The organism is Streptomyces sp. NPDC048590 (assembly GCF_043199535.1).
GTDB lineage: Bacteria > Actinomycetota > Actinomycetes > Streptomycetales > Streptomycetaceae > Streptomyces.
Genome location: NZ_JBICWC010000001.1, coordinates 825,319 through 842,487 on the forward strand (window position 1 = coordinate 825,319; position 17,169 = coordinate 842,487).

17 protein-coding genes are annotated in these 17,169 nt (G+C 71.8%); 7 read left to right on the top strand and 10 right to left on the bottom strand.

Translation table 11 applies throughout. The features are described from left to right. Positions 1–3 precede the first annotated feature (3 nt). The gene (locus ACGFNN_RS03560; protein WP_393552488.1) at positions 4–1,236 is read right to left on the bottom strand and encodes a substrate-binding domain-containing protein; all 1,233 of its coding nucleotides are present in this window, start codon (positions 1,234–1,236) and stop codon (positions 4–6) included. A 130-nt stretch (positions 1,237–1,366) separates the two neighbouring features. Then, the gene (locus tag ACGFNN_RS03565; protein WP_362543920.1) at positions 1,367–1,972 is read right to left on the bottom strand and encodes a TetR family transcriptional regulator; all 606 of its coding nucleotides are present in this window, start codon (positions 1,970–1,972) and stop codon (positions 1,367–1,369) included. 232 nt (positions 1,973–2,204) lie between these two features. Between ACGFNN_RS03565 and ACGFNN_RS03570 the strand changes: the two genes are divergently transcribed. The 3 genes from ACGFNN_RS03570 to ACGFNN_RS03580 are packed head-to-tail and all read left to right on the top strand — an operon-like array spanning position 2,205 to position 5,375. After that, positions 2,205–3,518, top strand: coding sequence for a glycosyltransferase family 4 protein (locus ACGFNN_RS03570; protein WP_393552491.1), 1,314 nt, complete (start codon positions 2,205–2,207; stop codon positions 3,516–3,518). A 52-nt stretch (positions 3,519–3,570) separates the two neighbouring features. Continuing rightward, complete coding sequence (locus ACGFNN_RS03575; RefSeq protein ID WP_362543912.1) at positions 3,571–4,302, top strand: class I SAM-dependent methyltransferase; 732 nt, start codon at positions 3,571–3,573, stop codon at positions 4,300–4,302. Continuing rightward, positions 4,299–5,375, top strand: a complete 1,077-nt coding sequence (locus tag ACGFNN_RS03580) for a prenyltransferase (protein WP_393552494.1) — start codon at positions 4,299–4,301, stop codon at positions 5,373–5,375. Before ACGFNN_RS03575 ends, ACGFNN_RS03580 begins: the two co-directional genes overlap by 4 nt. Before the next feature lie 43 nt (positions 5,376–5,418). On the opposite strand, the gene ACGFNN_RS03585 is transcribed toward ACGFNN_RS03580, so the two are convergent. Continuing rightward, complete coding sequence (locus tag ACGFNN_RS03585; RefSeq protein ID WP_362543906.1) at positions 5,419–5,709, bottom strand: hypothetical protein; 291 nt, start codon at positions 5,707–5,709, stop codon at positions 5,419–5,421. A 140-nt stretch (positions 5,710–5,849) separates the two neighbouring features. Between ACGFNN_RS03585 and ACGFNN_RS03590 the strand changes: the two genes are divergently transcribed. Together ACGFNN_RS03590 and ACGFNN_RS03595 are read left to right on the top strand one after the other, a co-directional pair. Continuing rightward, positions 5,850–6,407 (top strand): hypothetical protein, encoded by a 558-nt coding sequence (locus tag ACGFNN_RS03590; RefSeq protein ID WP_393552497.1) that lies wholly within the window; start codon positions 5,850–5,852, stop codon positions 6,405–6,407. A 40-nt stretch (positions 6,408–6,447) separates the two neighbouring features. Further along, complete coding sequence (locus ACGFNN_RS03595) at positions 6,448–7,227, top strand: maleylpyruvate isomerase family mycothiol-dependent enzyme (protein WP_393552500.1); 780 nt, start codon at positions 6,448–6,450, stop codon at positions 7,225–7,227. 78 nt (positions 7,228–7,305) lie between these two features. Here the strand turns inward: ACGFNN_RS03595 and ACGFNN_RS03600 are convergent, their stop codons facing one another. The 6 genes from ACGFNN_RS03600 to ACGFNN_RS03625 all read right to left on the bottom strand — a co-directional run bounded on the left by ACGFNN_RS03600 (position 7,306) and on the right by ACGFNN_RS03625 (position 13,623). Further along, positions 7,306–8,109, bottom strand: coding sequence for a DUF5336 domain-containing protein (locus ACGFNN_RS03600; RefSeq protein ID WP_393552503.1), 804 nt, complete (start codon positions 8,107–8,109; stop codon positions 7,306–7,308). A 200-nt stretch (positions 8,110–8,309) separates the two neighbouring features. Next, positions 8,310–9,176 (bottom strand): N-acetylmuramoyl-L-alanine amidase, encoded by an 867-nt coding sequence (locus ACGFNN_RS03605; protein WP_393552506.1) that lies wholly within the window; start codon positions 9,174–9,176, stop codon positions 8,310–8,312. 22 nt (positions 9,177–9,198) lie between these two features. Continuing rightward, positions 9,199–9,786: a class I SAM-dependent methyltransferase gene (locus tag ACGFNN_RS03610; RefSeq protein ID WP_393552911.1), complete on the bottom strand. Its 588-nt coding sequence runs from the start codon at positions 9,784–9,786 to the stop codon at positions 9,199–9,201. Between the two features lie 194 nt (positions 9,787–9,980). Next, positions 9,981–11,288 carry a M20/M25/M40 family metallo-hydrolase gene (locus ACGFNN_RS03615; protein ID WP_393552508.1) on the bottom strand — a complete coding sequence of 436 codons (1,308 nt, stop codon included), beginning with the start codon at positions 11,286–11,288 and terminating at the stop codon, positions 9,981–9,983. Then, positions 11,285–12,670 (bottom strand): cytosine permease, encoded by a 1,386-nt coding sequence (locus tag ACGFNN_RS03620; protein ID WP_393552511.1) that lies wholly within the window; start codon positions 12,668–12,670, stop codon positions 11,285–11,287. Before ACGFNN_RS03620 ends, ACGFNN_RS03615 begins: the two co-directional genes overlap by 4 nt. After that, positions 12,670–13,623 (bottom strand): DUF1177 domain-containing protein, encoded by a 954-nt coding sequence (locus ACGFNN_RS03625; RefSeq protein WP_393552513.1) that lies wholly within the window; start codon positions 13,621–13,623, stop codon positions 12,670–12,672. The genes ACGFNN_RS03620 and ACGFNN_RS03625 overlap by 1 nt, the downstream gene beginning before the upstream one ends. A gap of 149 nt (positions 13,624–13,772) precedes the next feature. Here ACGFNN_RS03625 and ACGFNN_RS03630 point away from each other — a divergent pair, with 149 nt between their 5' ends. Further along, positions 13,773–14,600, top strand: coding sequence for an IclR family transcriptional regulator (locus ACGFNN_RS03630; RefSeq protein WP_393552515.1), 828 nt, complete (start codon positions 13,773–13,775; stop codon positions 14,598–14,600). 225 nt (positions 14,601–14,825) lie between these two features. After that, entirely contained in the window at positions 14,826–15,554 is a 729-nt protein-coding gene (gene pepE, locus ACGFNN_RS03635) for a dipeptidase PepE (RefSeq protein WP_393552518.1), read from the top strand. On the opposite strand, the gene ACGFNN_RS03640 is transcribed toward pepE, so the two are convergent. Continuing rightward, positions 15,520–17,049 carry an MFS transporter gene (locus tag ACGFNN_RS03640; RefSeq protein WP_393552521.1) on the bottom strand — a complete coding sequence of 510 codons (1,530 nt, stop codon included), beginning with the start codon at positions 17,047–17,049 and terminating at the stop codon, positions 15,520–15,522. The genes pepE and ACGFNN_RS03640 overlap by 35 nt on opposite strands. Positions 17,050–17,169: the final 120 nt, after the last annotated feature.

Consider the following 17,169-nt stretch of genomic DNA (forward strand, 5'->3'; position numbering starts at 1 on the left):
CGGTCAGCCCGCCGAGGGCTTCGCGGGCGGAGCCACCGCGTCACCCGGCTGCGTGCTCACCAGCTCGGGCTTCGCCGCGGCTCCCGTGCCGTTCAGCTTCGCGGTGAACATGGGCTGCACCAGGGCGTGGTCCCCGGCGCGGATCTGCTGCCTGCCCTTGACCCCGTCGAAGCTCCAGCCTTCCAGGGCCTCGACCATCGCCGCGGTGTCGGTGGCACTTCCCTCCTCGACCGCCCGCACGATCATCTGCGCCGCGGTGAACCCGTCGGTGCTGAACAGGTCGGGGGTGCCGCCCTCCTTCTCCACCCCGGCGAGCATCGCCTTCTCCACGGCGTTGCCGCCGCCCGCACCCGGGAAGTAGTGCGCGAGGAAGGACACCTTCGACCCGGCCGCTCCGAACACCGGGTACGAGGCCGTACCGGCGAGCCCGGTCACCACCTTCCCGGCGCTCAGCACACCCTGCTGGTCCAGCGCCGTCCACAGGGCGGGGGCGGTCGCCCCGGCCCACGCGACGAAGACCAGATCGGGGGAGCCCGCCTTGACCTGCCTGGCGAACGGAGTCAGGTCGGTGGCGCTCGGCGGCGCCAGGACGGACCCGACCTCGGCCCCCTTCGCGCCGAGCACCGCCTTGACGGCGGCGACGTTGGCCTGGCCGAAGGTGGAGTCCTGCGCGAGGACGGTGACCTTCTTGCCCTTCGGGTCGCCGAGCATGGTGCCGGCGGTGAGGATGTCCTGGTAGGACTGGCGCCCGGACCGGAAGGTGTACTCGTTGACCCCGGTCACCGCGTCCGTGGCGGCCGGGCCGTTCACGTAGAGCACCTTGTTCTGCGCGGCCAGCGGCGCCATCTGGAGAGCGACCCCGGAGTCGGTGGTGCCGGCCAGCACCTTGTACCCCTTGCCGATCAGGTTCTTCGCGGCGGAGACCGCCTTGCCGGGGTCGCCCGCGTCGTCCTGCTCGGTGACCTCGATCCGGTGGCCGCCCGCCTTGCCGGTGCCCTTCGTGGCGTGGTCCAGCCCCGCCATGAACCCGTCGCGGTACTGCTTGCCGTAGGCGGCGAGCAGACCGGTACGGGAGTAGACCAGCCCCACCTTCACCGTCTCGTCCCCGCCGGATCCCTCCGAGTCGCCGCCCGCCTGCCCGGCGGCGGTGCATCCGGCCAGCAGGAGGCCGGCCGCGCCGAGCGTGAGGGCGGTCAGGGATGTTCTGCGGACGGTGCCTACGGATCTGCGACGCATGGTGACCGGCTCCTCGGCGAGGTTCGGGTGATGTGGGCCGAACCGTACGAAGAGCGTGGCGCGCTCGACATGGTGCAGGACCCCTCACCTGGCCGGGTGCCCGTGTGGGCACGGCACATGGGCAGAGGTGTCAGCGCGGCGCGGCCGGAAGGGTGATCAGCCCGCACACCGTCTCGATGTCCCGCTCGACCTGGGCGATCGACTCGCGCCCGGAGAGCCAGGTGATGAGCGCCGAGTGCCAGGTGTGCTCGATGACCCGGACCACGGACAGCTGCTCCTGGGTGGGCTCCTCGACCCCCATCGCGTCCAGCACGATCGCCGTGGTCAGCCGGGAGACGGCGTCCACCTCGGGGCTCACCCCGCGGTCGGCGAAGGTCAGCGCCCGCACCATGGCGTCGGCCAGCAACGGTTCGCGCTGGAGGACGCCGAACGCGCACATCAGCGTCCCGGCGACCCGCTGGGCGGCGTCGTCCCCGGCGGGCGGCCGCCTGCGGAGGGCACCGCGCAGACGCTGGAGCTGGTCCTCCATGACAGCGACCAGCAGATGCACCTTGGAGGGGAAGTAGCGGTAGAGCGTGCCCAGGGCGACCCCGGCGGCGTCCGCCACCTCGCGCATCTGCACGGCCTCGAAGCCGCCCCGCCCGGCGAGCTGCGCGCCGGCCCGCAGGATGCCCCGGCGCCGGGCCTCCTGGCGTTCCGTCAGGGGCGATGCCGCCGGCCTGGCTTCCGCTGTCATCTGTCCCCGTCCACGAAGGGAGAACCGGTTCCCGGTACGGCAGGGCACCCGCGGCCGGGCACGCACCGCATGCCAGGGTGTCAGCCGTGGCGCGAATCACCTGATCCGGCCGTCACACCGACGCTACCTGCCGGTAGATTCGGTGCCTGTTGAACCGATGAGTCTGAAACTTGTTCTAGATTAGCGCGACCGGTTACGCTCCGGCACAACCGCAGTGAGAAGGGGGCCGAGTGTGACCGCTGAGGCCATAGAGACGGGCCCCTTCGCGGGCGGCGGCGCGGCGGGCACCGAGGGTGACCGCCCCTTGCGCATCGCACTCCTGACGTACAAGGGCAACCCCTTCTGCGGCGGCCAGGGCGTCTACGTCCGCCACCTGGGGCGGGAGCTCGCCCGGCTGGGGCACAGCGTCGAGGTGATCGGCGCGCAGCCCTACCCGGTGCTCGACGAGGGCGTACCGCTCACCGAGCTGCCGAGCCTCGACCTGTACCGCCAGCCCGACCCGTTCCGCACCCCGGGACGCGGCGAGTACCGGGACTGGATCGACCTGGCCGAGGTCGCCACCATGTGGACGGGCGGCTTCCCCGAGCCCCTCACCTTCAGCCTGCGGGCGCGGCGTCATCTCCTCGCCAGGCGTGGCGACTTCGACGTCGTGCACGACAACCAGACGCTCGGCTACGGCCTGCTGGGGGACCTCGGCGCCCCGTTGGTCACCACGATCCACCACCCCATCACCGTCGACCGCCGGCTCGACCTGGACGCCGCCGACTCCAGGCGGAGGCGCCTGGCCGTGCGCCGGTGGTACGGCTTCACCCGCATGCAGAAGCGGGTCGCCCGCCGCCTGCCGTCGGTCCTCACCGTCTCCGGCTCCTCGCAGCAGGAGATCGTCGAGCACCTCGGGGTCCGCCGCGACCGCGTCCAGGTCGTGCACATCGGGGCCGACACCGACCTCTGGTCGCCCGACCCCTCCGTCGCCGAGGTCCCCGGCCGGATCGTCACCACGTCCAGCGCCGACGTCCCCCTCAAGGGCCTGGTCCATCTCGTCGAGGCGCTCGCCAAGCTCCGCACCGAGAACCCGGCCGCGCACCTCGTGGTCGTGGGGAAGCGGGCCGAGGACGGGCCCGTCGCGCAGGCCATCGAGCGCTACGGCCTCCAGGACGCCGTCGAGTTCGTGAAGGGCATCAGCGACGCCGAACTCGTCGACCTGGTGCGCGGTGCCCAGGTCTCCTGCGTGCCCTCGCTGTACGAGGGCTTCTCGCTGCCCGCCGCCGAGGCCATGGCCACCGGGACCCCGCTGGTGGCCACCACCGGCGGTGCGATCCCCGAGGTCGCGGGCCCCGACGGGGAGACCTGCCTGGCCGTGCCGCCCGGCGACGCGGGGGCGCTGGCGGCCGCGCTCGCGCGGCTGCTCGGCGACCCTGAACTCCGGTCGCGTCTGGGCGATGCCGGACGCGCCCGGGTGCTGGCCAACTTCACCTGGGCCAGGGCGGCCCTCGGCACCGTCGAGCTGTACCGTCAGTCGATCGCCGCCCGGGGAGCCCGCAGGTGAGCGCCCCCACGGCTCCCGGAACCCGTACCTCCGACCTCGAAGGCAGGCCCTCGTGCTGACCGTCGACTTCACCCGCTTCCCGCTCGCCGCAGGCGACCGAGTGCTCGATCTGGGCTGCGGCGCCGGCCGGCACGCCTTCGAGTGCTACCGGCGCGGTGCCCAGGTGGTGGCCCTCGACCAGAACGGCGAGGAGATCCGCGAGGTCGCGAAGTGGTTCGCCGCGATGAAGGAGGCCGGCGAGGCCCCCGCGGGGGCGACCGCCACCGCGATGGAGGGCGACGCGCTCAACCTGCCCTTCCCCGACGCCTCCTTCGACGTCGTCATCATCTCCGAGGTGATGGAGCACATCCCCGACGACAAGGGCGTGCTCGCCGAGATGGTCCGGGTGCTGAAGCCCGGCGGCAGGATCGCGATCACCGTCCCCCGCTACGGCCCCGAGAAGGTGTGCTGGGCGCTCTCCGACGCGTACCACGAGGTCGAGGGCGGCCACATCCGCATCTACAAGGCGGACGAACTCCTCGGCAGGATCCGGGAGGCGGGACTCAAGCCCTACGGCACCCACCACGCGCACGCGCTCCACAGCCCGTACTGGTGGCTCAAGTGCGCCTTCGGGGTGGACAACGACAAGGCGCTCCCGGTGCGCGCCTACCACAAGCTGCTGGTCTGGGACATCATGAAGAAGCCGATGGCCACCCGCGTCGCCGAGCAGCTCCTCAACCCCGTGGTGGGCAAGAGCTTCGTGGCCTACGCGACCAAGCCGCACCTGCCGAAGGCCGAGGCGTGAGCACGCCCGAGCAGACCGAACACCTGGTCCTGCCGGGTGTCCTGACGGCGGATCAGGCGACGGAGACGGTGCGCGCGCTGCTCGCCGTCCAGCGCGAGGACGGTGCGCTGCCCTGGTTCCGGGGCCATCACCTCGATCCGTGGGACCACACCGAGGCCGCCATGGCACTGGACGCGGCCGGTGAACACGACGCGGCCGCCCGCGCCTACGAGTGGCTGGCCCGCAACCAGAACGACGACGGCTCCTGGTACGCCGCCTACCACGACGGCGACCCGGAGCGGCCGACCGACCGGGGGCTGGAGACCAACTTCTGCGCCTACGTGGCCGTCGGCGTCTGGCACCACTACCTCGCCACCGGGGACGACGCCTTCGCCGACCGGATGTGGCCCACGGTCCACGCCGCTGTCGAGTTCGTCCTGCGGTTGCAGCAGCCCGGCGGCGAGATCGGCTGGAAGCGCGAGCCCGACGGGACCCCCGTCACCGACGCGCTGCTCACCGGCTCCTCCTCCGTCCACCAGGCGCTGCGCTGCGCCCTGGCACTCGCCGAGCAGCGCGAGGAGCCGCAGCCGGACTGGGAGCTGGCGGCGGGCGCGCTCAGGCACGCGATCCGCTGCCACCCCGAACGCTTCCTGGACAAGAACCGCTACTCGATGGACTGGTACTACCCGGTCCTCGGCGGGGCCGTCACCGGAACCGACGCTGCCCGGCGCATCGAGGAGCGGTGGGACGACTTCGTCGTGCCCGGCCTCGGCGTGCGCTGCGTGCTGCCCAACCCCTGGGTCACCGGCGGCGAGAGCTGCGAACTCGCCCTGGCGCTCTGGGCGACGGGGGAGTCGGACCGGGCCCTGGAGATCCTCCAGTCCGTCCAGCACCTGCGTGCCGAGGGCGGCCTGTACTGGACGGGGTACGTCTTCGAGGGCGAGCGGGCCATATGGCCGGAGGAACTCACCACCTGGACCGCCGGCTCACTGCTGCTCGCGGTGGCCGCGCTCGGAGGGGACGAGGCGACCACCGCGGTCTTCGGCGGCGAGCGGCTGCCGTCGGGGCTGGAACCGGACTGCTGCGCGAGGTGACCGTGTCCCCCGCCCGGTGACGGGCGGGCGGGCGAGGCCGGCCTCAGCTGCGGACACGACCCGCGATCGCGTGCCCGACGAACAGGTAGACGGCCGCGGCGAGACCGTAGCCGGCGACGACGCGCGCCCATGCCTCGTCGAAGGTGAACAGGTCGTAGGACCAGCCCGCCAGCCAGTTGGCCGAGTCGTGGACGAAGTCGACCAGCTCGTTGCCGCGGTTGGCGTCGAGCAGGTACATCAGTATCCACAGGATGAGGATGAAGGCCATGATGTCCGCGATCACGGCGATCGCGCGAGCGGCCGTACTGCTTCCTGAGCCTCGTCTGTATGCCATGCACTCCGGATTGCCGCTGCGCCCTGGCTGAAACCCGTACGGCGGGCGCCCGGTGGCGGCCCGTGTCCACGCGGGTGAGCCTGACGGGGAGTGCCGGTTCCCGGCGTTCCCCGTACAGCCCCTGGACAGGGAGGCCGGCCGTGCCCCGTTCCGTACCGTCGCGCAGGCTCGTCGTGGCGCTCCTGCTGTGCTGCGCCCTCCTGGCGGGGACCACCGCCTGCGGCGGGGACGACGGCGGGACCACCGTCACCGGCAGCTCGGCGAGCCCCAGCCCCACGACGTCCGCACAGAAGCAGAAGTGGGCCAAGACCCGTTTCGTGGCCAACGCGGGCCTGGCCGCGGGCGCGGCGTACCAGTGGATCGTGAAGCCCTACCGGGCGGGCAGATTCAAGAAGGGGGCGGACGGGCGGACGCTCGCGGTGATCAAGGCGTCGGCCGCGGGGGCCTTCACCTACAACCGGCTCAAGGCCGCCGCCGAGAACGCCAAGGGCGACCCGCTCCTCGCCAAGGCCGTCGCACCGCTGACCGCCGGGATCGAGTCCCTCAAGGGCGTGGCCGCCAAGCTCGGCAAGGGCGAGGCCGGCGCCGGGGACGTGGGGGTCTTCGAGAACGTCATCGACAGCGTCAAGGACGCGGGGAAGAGCGCGGGCGCCGAGGTGAAGAACAAGGTCCCGTCCGCCTCCCAACTGGGCGGATAATCCGCTGAAGAGATCGTCGTACGCCGCATAGGCTGCCGGAATGACGCTTCTTGCGCACGAGCGCTACTGCGACGAGATCCTTGCCCAGACCGCTCTGCTGGGAGCCCTTCTCGACGGCGCGGACCTCACCCGCCGCGTCCCCACCTGCCCCGACTGGACCCTGCGCGACCTCGTCGTCCACGTCGGCGGCGCGCACCGCTGGGTCGGTGAGATCGTCCGCCGGCGTGCCGCCGAGGACATCCCCGAGGAGCGGGTGCCGGGCAGCGGGGGCCCGGAGGGGGAGGGCGCGGAAGCCCTGCGCGCATGGCTGTCCGACGGCGCCTTCGCGACCGTGGAAGCCCTGCGTGAAGCCGGCCCGGACACCGAGGTGTGGACCTGGGCCTGGGAACGCCGGACGGCCTTCTGGGCCCGGCGGATGGCCCACGAGACCGCAGTCCACCGCGCGGACGCCGCCCTCGCCACGGACACGCCCTTCGAGGTGGCGCCCGACCTCGCCGCCGACACGATCGATGAATGGCTCCAGATCGTCGCCTTCGCCCAGGCCGGCGGTGACCCCGAGGCCGCCGAACTCCGTGGAGGAGGGCGGTCCCTGCACCTGCACGCCACGGATGTGCCCGGGGCGGAGTGGCTGATCGAGTTCGGCGAGGAGGCGTTCACCTGGCGCGCGGCCCACGCGAAGGCGACCGTCGCGCTGCGCGGACCGCTGACGGAGCTGATGCTGGCGTTCAACCGGCGGCAGAAGCCGGACGAGGGAGGACTGGAGGTCCTGGGCGACCGGGCGCTGCTGGACTTCTGGCTGGACCGGTCCTCCTTCGGCTGAGCGCGGCACCCCGCCTCCCCTGACGAACGACAGCGGCCCCCGCCCGTCCGGGCGGGGGCCGCTCGTCGTGCGGGGAACTCAGCCGCGCTGGATGCCCGTGGTGTCCTGGAGGACGCCGCGACGGCCGTCCTGCGTCTGGGCGATGAGGCCCGTACCGCGCTGCTCGACCGCGAGGTACCAGGTACCGGGCGCGAGTTCGGCGATCGGGTTCGGGGCGCCGTCCTCGCCGTAGAGCGGGCGTGCGACCGGCACCGCGAACCAGAACGGGGTGAAGTCACCGGCCGGGGCGCCGCCGCCCTGCGGTGCCTGCGGCGCCGCCTGCTGGTGGTCCGGCTGGCCGGGCTGGGCGCCGTAGGGCTGGGGCTGGCCGTACTGCTGCTGGCCGCCGGGGTAGCCGTAACCCTGGCCGGGCTGCTGGCCGAAGGCCGGCTGCGGGGTCTGCGCCGGACGCGGGGCGCCCATCAGCGGAGCCTTGAGCGCGGGGACCATCGGGGTCGCCACGGCGCCACCGGCGAGTACGAGGGTGGCGAGCAGACCGAGGATCAGGCCGGCGCCCGCGTCACCCGCGTCGATGATCGTCCAGAACATCGACCACAGGGCGTACACCGTCAACGCGGCGCCGAACTGGCCGAGTTCGAAGCCCACGACCTTCCGGCCCGGCATCGCGCGGCTGACGATCAGCAGTGCGGCGCCGATGATCCCGGCCAGGTAGATCCCCATCAGGGTGGAGAGCGAGTCCCAGGCATTCGCGCTGTCGTAGCCCGAGCAGTCCACGCCCGAGGGGCAGTCGTAGCCGGAGAGGTCGAGGAAAGAGGCGATGAACAGCACGACCGCTGCTCCGATCACCACGCCGTCGCCTCGAGTGAGGGAGCGGATATTCACGTGAAGGTCCTTAGTCGGTCGTCTCGTCGGGGCGGTCGTCGATGCCGCCCAAGGGCTGTCCCGCGGTGTCGCGGGTACGGCGCGAAGCTCGGGGCGGCTCCCCATCGTACGGATGAATCTATCGTCTGCCGGGGCGGGTTGTGATGCTGCCCGCACACCGGACCGGCTATCCCCCCAAGGTCGACACTTTCACCGCAGAACTACCTCTTCAGATAGCTGGTGATGCCCTCGGCGATGCCGAGAGCCGCCTTCTGGCGCCAGCCCTCGCGGGTGAGCAGGGCGGCGTCCTCCGGATCACGCATATTGCCGCATTCGATGAACACTTTGGGCACGGTCGACAGATTCAGGCCGCCGAGATCGTTCCGGGTGTCGAGCCCGGAACCGCCTCCGATGTAATTGGAGGGGGTGCTTCCGGTAATGCGTGCGAAATTCCCCGCAATCCGTTCTCCCAGTTCACGCGAAGGGGCCACGATCTTCTCGGTGCCCGCCTCGCCGCCCTTCACCACTGCGGGAAGAATCACGTGGAATCCACGGTTCCCGGTAGCGGAACCGTCCGCGTGGACCGAGACGACCGCGTCGGCCTTCGCCTTGTTGCCGATCCGCGCCCGCTCGTCGACGCACGGCCCGAAGGGGCGGTCGCCGTCCTGGGTGAGGACCACCTTCGCGCCCTCGGCCTCCAGCAGGGCGCGCAGACGGCGGGAGACGTCGAGTGTGAACCGGGCCTCCGCGTAACCCGAGTTCGTGGCCGTACCGGTGGTGTCGCACTCCTTGTGCCCGGTGCCGATGTCCACCTGGGCGCCGATCTCACGCGGGTGGTCGCGGTTGCCGGGGTTGTGCCCGGGGTCGATCACCACGGTCCGCCCGCCCAGCGGGGCCGTGGGCGCCGGCCTCGCGGCCGTGGACCCTGCGGGCGGGCGGCTCGTGGGGGACGCCGGGGACGAGGCCGGCGCCTGGCCGCCGCCCCCGCATCCGGCCGCGGTCAGGCAGAGGCCGGTCAGTGCCGCCGAGGCGAGGACGGGCCGGCGGCGGGAGCGGGGCGTGGGGGGAGTGAAGTCGTGGGGAGGCACGTCGTGATGCTATCCGTGGCCCTCAGATCCCCGTCCCCGTACGCTGCAGCACACGCAGCGAGTCCGTGGCCGAGATCTCGGTGAACGCCCCTGAGGCCAGGGCCCGTTGGTGGACGCGGTACGGCGCCTGCCCTCCGTCGGCCGGGTCCGGGAAGACGTCGTGGATGACGAGCAGGCCGCCGTCGGCGACCTTGGGCGCCCACCCCTCGTAGTCACCGTTCGCATGCTCGTCGGTGTGGCCGCCGTCGATGAACACGAGGCCGAGCCGCCCGCTCCACACTGCCGCGACCTGGGGGGATCGCCCGACGAGTGCCACCACGTGGTCCTCCAGGCCCGCCCGGTGCAGGGTGCGCCGGAACGTCGGGAGCGTGTCCATCAGACCGATCTCCGGGTCCACGACCGAGGGGTCGTGGTACTCCCAGCCCGGCTGCTGCTCCTCGCTGCCACGGTGGTGGTCGACGGTGAGGGCTGTCACCCCCGCGTCGCGGGCGGCGGCGGCCAGCAGGATCGTGGACCGCCCGCAGTAGGTGCCGACCTCCAGGAGGGGCAGGCCCAGCGCTGCGGCCTCGGTCGCGGCGGCGTGGAGCGCGAGCCCCTCGTGGAGCGGCATGAAGCCCTTGGCCGCCTGGAACGCGGCAAGAATCTCCGGCTTGGGCTCGGCGGCCACGGGTTCCTCCTGGTGGGACGTGGGATCGGACGGCGTCCCATCGTGCCGTACGCCCCCGCCGCGCGGAGCGGCGGGGGCGTACGGGTGGGGTGGGCCCGGGTCGGGGCGAGGCCCCTGACAGGGCTGCCGGGGTCAGGTCAGCAGCTCTGCCAGAGTCGGGTCATGACCCGGACGCCGAACCGCAGGCCCTCCAGCGGGACGCGTTCGTCCACGCCGTGGAAGAGCCGGCCGTAGTCCAGGTCGTGCGGGAGCTTCAGCCCCTTGAAGCCGAAGCAGCGGATGCCGAGGTGGGTGAAGGCCTTGGCGTCGGTGCCGCCCGGGTTGCAGTACGGGACGGGGTGGCCGTCCGGGTCCTCGGCGCGGACCGCGTCGCACATCGCGTCGACCAGCGGGCCGTCGAACGACGTCTCCATCGCGATGTCGTGGTTGACCCACTCGCGGCTGACGGACGGCAGCAGCAGCCGGTCGATCGTGTCGATCAGCTCCTGCTCGTGGCCCGGGAGGAACCGGCCGTCCACCCGCGCCGTGGCCTTCCCCGGGATCACGTTGGTCTGGTAGCCCGCGGAGAACATCGTGGGGTTGGCCGAGTTGCGCAGCACCACCTGCATGAAGTCGGCGACCGGGCCCAGCCGGGACAGGGTGCCCTCGATGTCGTCCTCGTCGAACTCGACGCCGTACAGGCGGGCGGCCTCCTGGAGGAGGGCACGTACCGGTTCGATCAGCCGGACGGGGAAGGTCTCGCGGCCGATGCGGGTGAGGGACTCGGCGAGGTCGGTGACCGCGTTCTCGTCGTTGGGCGAGGAGCCGTGCCCCGCCCGGCCGGTCGCCGTGAGCTCCATCCACGCCATGCCGCGCTGGGCGTTCTCGATCGGGTAGAGCCGGCGGGTGTCGTCGATCGCGAAGGAGAAGCCCCCGCCCTCGCCGATCGCCTCGGTGACCCCGGAGAACAGCTCCGGGCGGTGCTCCACCAGCCAGTGGGCGCCGAACTTCCCGCCCGCCTCCTCGTCGGCGAGGAAGGCGAGGACCAGGTCGCGGGAGGGCCGTGTGCCGGTGCGGGCGAAGTGCCGGGCGGTGGCCAGCATGACCGCCACAGTGTCCTTCATGTCGATCGCGCCGCGCCCCCAGAGGTAGCCGTCGCGGATCTCGCCGGAGAAGGGCGGAACCTGCCACTCCGAGGCGTCGGCCGGCACCACGTCGAGGTGTCCGTGGACCAGCAGGGCACCCCTGGAGGGGTCCGTGCCCTCCATCCGCGCGATGACGCTGGCGCGGCCGGGGGCCGACTCGACCAGCTCGGAGGCGATGCCGACCTCGGCGAGGCGGGCCACCACCCAGTCGGCGGCCGCGCGCTCGTCACTGGTGGGGTTGGAGGTGTCGAAGCGGATCAGGTCGGCGCAGAGGCTCACGACCTCTTCCTGCGCCTGCTCGGAGGCGGGGACGAAGTTCATGCTGCTGCCTTCACGGTGACGGGGGCGGTCGGGGGGGTCTCCTCGTCGGCCAGGGCGGAGGTGCCGTACGGCCGGACCCAGCCCAGCTTGCCGATCACGCAGTAGAGGACGAAGGCGGTGAGGAGCGAGTTCAGGGCCGGGATGCCGCCGTCGACGAACTTGCCGACGCAGAAGGCCGCCGCCCAGATCAGCAGGGACATCGGCACCCAGGTGGGGGAGGACGCCGGGAGCGTCTGCGCCTCACGGGTCTCGTCCAGGGGCTTGCGCATCCGCTTCACGACCCAGTACTCGGCGACGACGATGCCGCCGATCGGCGGGATCATCACGCCGAGGAAGGAGAGGAACTCCGTGAAGTGGGTCATGATGCCGACCGCGGAGAGCAGGGTGCCCGCGACACCGAGGGCGACGGTGACGACGCCGCGGTGCAGCCGCTTGCCGAAGACGACCTGGAAGAAGTTGACGACGCCGAGCGAGGAGCCGTAGAGGTTCCAGTCGTTGATCTTGGCGGTGGACATCAGGACCACGATCACGCCGAAGGCGCCCGAGGTGGAGAGCACGATGTGCGAGACCTCGCTGGACTTCACCAGGTGGCCCAGCAGCACGCCGGTCAGGCCCACGATGTACTCGGAGAGGATCATCGAGGAGGCGCTCTGCAGGAAGACGTGCGAGCCCTTCCTGTTGTAGCGGGTCATCTCCGGGGAGACGATGGCGCCCGTCATGTAGCCGCCCGCGATGGCGGTGGCGGCGACGGCCAGCGGGATGGTCTCACCGGGCGGCGGCGAGCTGATCAGGTCGCTGACGGAGTGGTCGTTCAGCGTGGTGACCACGGACCAGGCCACCATGGCGAAGAACAGCGGGGCGACGATCTTCGCGAAGAACGCCATGTACTTGAAGCCGAAGATCACCAGGGTGGTGATGGCGGCACCCGCGAGGACGCACCAAAGCCAGGACGGGCCGCCGACGAGGGCGGACACGCTGTCACCGAAGATGGAGTTCTGGACACCGAACCAGCCGACGAGGCTGACGGCGATGACGAAGCTGACCAGCGCGGAACCGTTGCGGCCGAAGCCCGCCCAGCGGGTCAGCATCGGGGTGGCGAGTCCTTCGCGCATCCCGGCCAGGCCGATCGCGAAGATCACGATCTCCAGGATCACCGCGCCGAGCGTGAAGGCGAGGAAGGCGTCCCCGAAGGTCATGCCGACGCCGATGGTGGCGCCCAGGGTGAACTGGGATATCGACCCGGACTGGGCCAGCCACTGCAGGAGCATCGACCAGAAGCCGAAGCGCTTGTCACGGGGCACCCGCGACAGCGCGTAGTCGTCGCTGCCGATGCTCTTGGCCTCGGGGGCGGCCGTGACGGCGGCCCGGTTGTCGGAAGCCATCAGGACTCCAAGGGGGTGCGGCCGAAGGTCTGCAGGTGAGCCAGCGACCCGTAGCGGTTGACGAGGTTGTCGAACTCCACCGCGTCGTGGAAGTCCAGGGTTCCGGCGCCGAAGGCCTTGGCGACCTCGACGGCGTACCGGGCGGCGGACGCGATGTCGCTCTCGTGACTCGCGCCCGTCTGGCAGCCCGGCACCGCGGCGGCCGAGGTGACCGCGAGACCGACGACCGGGGCGGCGGTCGCGGTGGAGGGCTGAAGGATCGAATTGATGTGGTGTGCCCCATTACCGTACGGGGTGATGTCCTGTGTGGTCACGGGGTACGTGACCAACGGCTCACCGGTCACGACGGCCAGGAGCTCGCCGAGCTGCTCGGAGACCCGGAGCACCCAGCCCTCCTTGACGGTGGGCGACAGGGCCAGGCCCTTGTGGTTGATGATCCGGTTGCCCTTGGTGGTGTCGATGGAGAGCACGGCCTCCATCTCGCCGGTGACCTCGTGCCGGTTCATCGTGGCGATGTCCACCGGGGACCCCATGAACGGGACCGGGTCGTGCGGCTCGGTCGGCGCGCTCGGGCAGATGTGCGTGGCGATGATCACGTCGCCCGGCAGCGCGTCCCCACGGCGGCGCATGTCCAGCAGCTTGGCGGCGGTGGCGATCGCGGCGGCCGCGCCGTCCGCGTCGGAGACCAGGCCCGTCACCTCGGGCCGGGCGCCGACACCGCCGAGGCGGCCGACCACTCCGAGCGTCCTCGCGCTTCCGCCCGAGGTGCGCCCCCGGGATCCGGGGATGCGGACGAGTACGAAGTCAGTGGACCCCTGCTCGCCGGTGACGGTCGTGACCTCGGCGGACGAGCCCTCGGCCCCGGCCACGGAGTCGAGGTATCCGGCCACGGCCTTGCCGGAGACCTGCGGGTCGTCGAGGAGCTCGACGACGTCCAGTACGAACTTGAGCATGGAGGGGGCCTTTCTCGGAGCGGGACACCCGCCCGGCGCTTCTTCGGAGAAGCGCGGGGCGGGGTGCTGGAGCAAGATTCGGGATCGGCTACCGTGGAGCGCAATAGTTTCCCGTTATCTGCAATTCAGGTCTGAATGGTGAGATGCCGATGACCGATCTCGTCCCGGACCGGCGCACCCCCGCCGGTGCCCTGCAAACCGTCGACCGGGCGCTCCTGGTCCTGCTCGCCTTCGAGCGCACCCGCCCCGACTGGGGCGTCACCGAGGTCGCCGCGGAGTTCGGCTGGGACACCTCGGTCGCCCAGCGACTGCTGGCCACCCTCGCGGGGCGCGGTTTCCTCGTCTCCGACCCCGTCACCCGCCGCTACCGCATCGGCCCGGCCGTGCTGCGCCTGGGCAGGCTCTGGGAGCGCTCCGGGTCGCTCGAGCTGCTCGCCGCGCCGGTGCTCGAGGAGCTGCGGCGTGCCACTGGCGACACCGTCCTCTTCTCCCTGCCCGACAGCTTCCACATGAGGTGCGTGGCCGCCGAGGAGGGCGAGACGGGGCCGCTGCGCTACTACCCGCTGGTCGGTGAGCTCTATCCCGCGCACGCCGGGGCGACCAGCAAGTCCTTCTACGCGTACCTGCCGGACGACCAGCGGCACCGGCTCTTCAGGGGCCGGCCCATGGCGCGCTTCACCGACCGCACCGTCACAGACCCGGACCTGCTGGAGCAGGAGTTCCTCAAGATCCGCGCCCAGGGCTACGCCATGACCGTCGGCGAGTACGACGCCGGGGTCGCCACCGTCGCCGTACCGGTGTTCCTGGGGCGCGAGCCCTACGGAAGCCTCAGCCTCGGCGGCGGCGAGGAGCGCTTCGCGGGCGCGCCCGAGGACCGGCTCGACGCACTTCGCCACGCCGCGCACCTGCTGGAGCAGCGGCTCACCCACCCGCCGCAGCGGCCGAAGAGCCGCGCGGGACGCCCGCGCTCCACCTGAGAAGCTGTTGTCCTACCCCGGCCGGGGGCCGAGAGGGCTGATGCCTCCGCCTCCGGCGTTGACGTCAGTGCCGACGCTCCGCGTCGACGCCCTCCTCCGCCTTGGATCCGAAGGCACCAGCCCTCTCGGCCTGATCCCTACCGGAGTAAGACAACAGCTTCTGAGACCCCCGCCCGTACCGGCGAGCGCACGCGAGGCCGGTCCCACCCGCACGAGGATCCCAAGATGAATCTGCTGCTTCTCTCCAACTCCACCCAGTACGGCCGCGGTTACCTGGAACACGCCCTGGAGACCGTGACCGCGTTCCTCCCGCCCCGGGCCCGGCTCGCCTTCGTGCCGTACGCGCTCGCCGACCACGACACGTACACCGCCCGGGTGCGTACCGCCCTGGAACCGTCCGGGATCACCGTGCGCGGCGTCCACGAGGACACCGACCCCCGCGCCGGACTCGCCTCCGCCGACGCCGTGTTCATCGGCGGGGGCAACTCCTTCCGGCTGCTGGACGCCCTGTACCGCACCGGACTGCGCGAGGCGGTACGGGACGCGGCGCGCGGCGGACTGCCGTACATGGGCGCCAGCGCCGGCACCAACATGGCGGCGCCGACGCTGCGCACCTCCAACGACATGCCCATCGTCCAGCCGCCGTCCTTCGACGCCCTGGGCCTGGTCCCCTTCCAGATCAACCCGCACTACCTGGACCCGGACCCGGCCAGCACCCACAAGGGCGAGACCCGCGAGGAGCGGCTCACCGAGTTCCTCGAGGAGAACGACGTCCCCGTGCTCGGGCTGCGCGAAGGCACCTGGCTCCGCGTGCAGGGCGACGCCGCCACCGTCGAAGGCGCCCACCCCGCCCGCCTGTTCACCCGGGGTGCCCCGCCGCAGGAACTCGCGGCGGGCTCCGACGTCTCCCGGCTGCTCGCTACGGAGCCGAGGTTCGACGCTCCGGCACGCTGACCGAGGCGCCCGCTTCCGCCTCCGCCGCGTCCCGCGCGTCACCGGCGCTGCTCGCCAGCAGCACCGGTCGCGCGGGCCGCTGGGCCGGGAGGAACGCGGCCAGCACCAGGCCGATCAGCACCGCCCCGGTGGCGATCATGAAGGAGGTGCGGAACCCCTCCATGCTGGGCACGTCCACCGCGCCCATGGGCACCGAGGTGTTCGCCAGCACCATGCCGATCACCGCGCTCGACAGCGAGGTGCCGATCGACCGCATCAGCGTGTTCAGCCCGTTGGCCGCTCCCGTCTCCGAGGCGTCGACCGCACCGATGATCAGCGCGGGCAGCGAGGAGTACGCCAGCCCGATCCCGGCACCCAGCACCACGGCGATCACCACGGTCTGCCAGGGGGCGCTCATCAGCCCGAGGCCGGCCCCGTAGCCGACGGCGATGACCAGCATGCCCAGCATGAGGGAGACCTTGGGGCCGCGGCGGGCCGAGATCCGGGCGTACAGCGGGGCCACGAACATCATGGTCAGTCCCAGCGGAGCCACACAGAGCCCGGCGACCACCATCGACTGCCCGAGACCGTAGCCCGTCGCGGCGGGGAGCTGGAGCAGCTGGGGCAGGACGAGGGAGACGGCGTAGAACGCGACGCCCACCATGATGGAGACGAGGTTGGTGAGCAGCACCTCACGCCGGGCGCTGGTCCGCAGGTCGACCAGGGGCGCGGGGGAGCGCAGCTCGAACAGCCCCCACAGGACCAGGATCACCAGGGACGCGGCGATCAGACCGAGGGTCAGCGGGGAACCCCATCCCCAGTCCGAGCCCTTGGTGACCGGAAGCAGCAGGCAGACCAGGCCGAGGGAGAGCCCGAGCGCCCCCGCGAGGTCGAAGCGTCCCGGAGCCCGCAGCGCGGGCTCGGGCACCACGAGGACCGTCAGGGCCATGGCCAGCACCCCCAGGCCGGCCGAGGCGAGGAAGAGCGCGTGCCAGTCGGCGTGCTGGGCGACGAGCGCGGCGGCGGGCAGCGCGAGCCCGCCGCCCACGCCTATGGAGGAGCTCATCAGGGCCATCGCCGAGCCGAGCTTCTCCGGCGGCAGCACATCGCGCATGATGCCGATCCCCAGCGGGATGGCACCCATGGCGAAGCCCTGCAGCGCCCGGCCGACGATCATGACGACCAGGGTGTCGGTGGAGGCGCAGATCAGTGAACCGGCCACCATCACGGCGAGGCTGGCCAGCAGCATCCGCCGCTTCCCGTAGAGGTCGCCGAGCCGCCCCATGATCGGGGTGGCGACGGCACCGGCCAGCAGGGTCGCCGTCATGACCCAGGTGGCGTTCGCCGGATCGGTGCCCAGCAGCGACGGCAGGTCCTTGATGACGGGGACGAGAAGGGTCTGCATCACCGCGACGGTGATCCCGGCGAACGCGAGCACCGGGACGACACCGCCGCCCCTGCCCCGGGGCGGACCGGGGATCTCGTCCGCTCGCTGTCGGTTCGTCGTCCGTCGCATACGTGTGGCCTCCGGGCAGGGGAAGTTCGGGAGAGGTACGGGGGTGGAACGTGCGGCAGCGCCGCCCGAGGGCAGCGCCGACCACCAAGTGTGTGCATGCTGAACGCTTCCGTACGCCCG

Excerpts from the sequence above, each read along its gene's own strand:
- ACGFNN_RS03560 (WP_393552488.1), bottom strand. The coding sequence starts at position 1,236 with ATGCGTCGCAGATCCGTAGGCACCGTCCGCAGAACATCCCTGACCGCC.
- ACGFNN_RS03565 (WP_362543920.1), bottom strand. The coding sequence starts at position 1,972 with ATGACAGCGGAAGCCAGGCCGGCGGCATCGCCCCTGACGGAACGCCAG.
- ACGFNN_RS03585 (WP_362543906.1), bottom strand. The coding sequence starts at position 5,709 with ATGGCATACAGACGAGGCTCAGGAAGCAGTACGGCCGCTCGCGCGATC.
- ACGFNN_RS03595 (WP_393552500.1), top strand. The coding sequence starts at position 6,448 with ATGACGCTTCTTGCGCACGAGCGCTACTGCGACGAGATCCTTGCCCAG.
- ACGFNN_RS03610 (WP_393552911.1), bottom strand. The coding sequence starts at position 9,786 with ATGCCGCTCCACGAGGGGCTCGCGCTCCACGCCGCCGCGACCGAGGCC.
- ACGFNN_RS03615 (WP_393552508.1), bottom strand. The coding sequence starts at position 11,288 with ATGAACTTCGTCCCCGCCTCCGAGCAGGCGCAGGAAGAGGTCGTGAGC.
- ACGFNN_RS03620 (WP_393552511.1), bottom strand. The coding sequence starts at position 12,670 with ATGGCTTCCGACAACCGGGCCGCCGTCACGGCCGCCCCCGAGGCCAAG.
- ACGFNN_RS03625 (WP_393552513.1), bottom strand. The coding sequence starts at position 13,623 with ATGCTCAAGTTCGTACTGGACGTCGTCGAGCTCCTCGACGACCCGCAG.
- ACGFNN_RS03630 (WP_393552515.1), top strand. The coding sequence starts at position 13,773 with ATGACCGATCTCGTCCCGGACCGGCGCACCCCCGCCGGTGCCCTGCAA.
- pepE (WP_393552518.1), top strand. The coding sequence starts at position 14,826 with ATGAATCTGCTGCTTCTCTCCAACTCCACCCAGTACGGCCGCGGTTAC.
- ACGFNN_RS03640 (WP_393552521.1), bottom strand. The coding sequence starts at position 17,049 with ATGCGACGGACGACGAACCGACAGCGAGCGGACGAGATCCCCGGTCCG.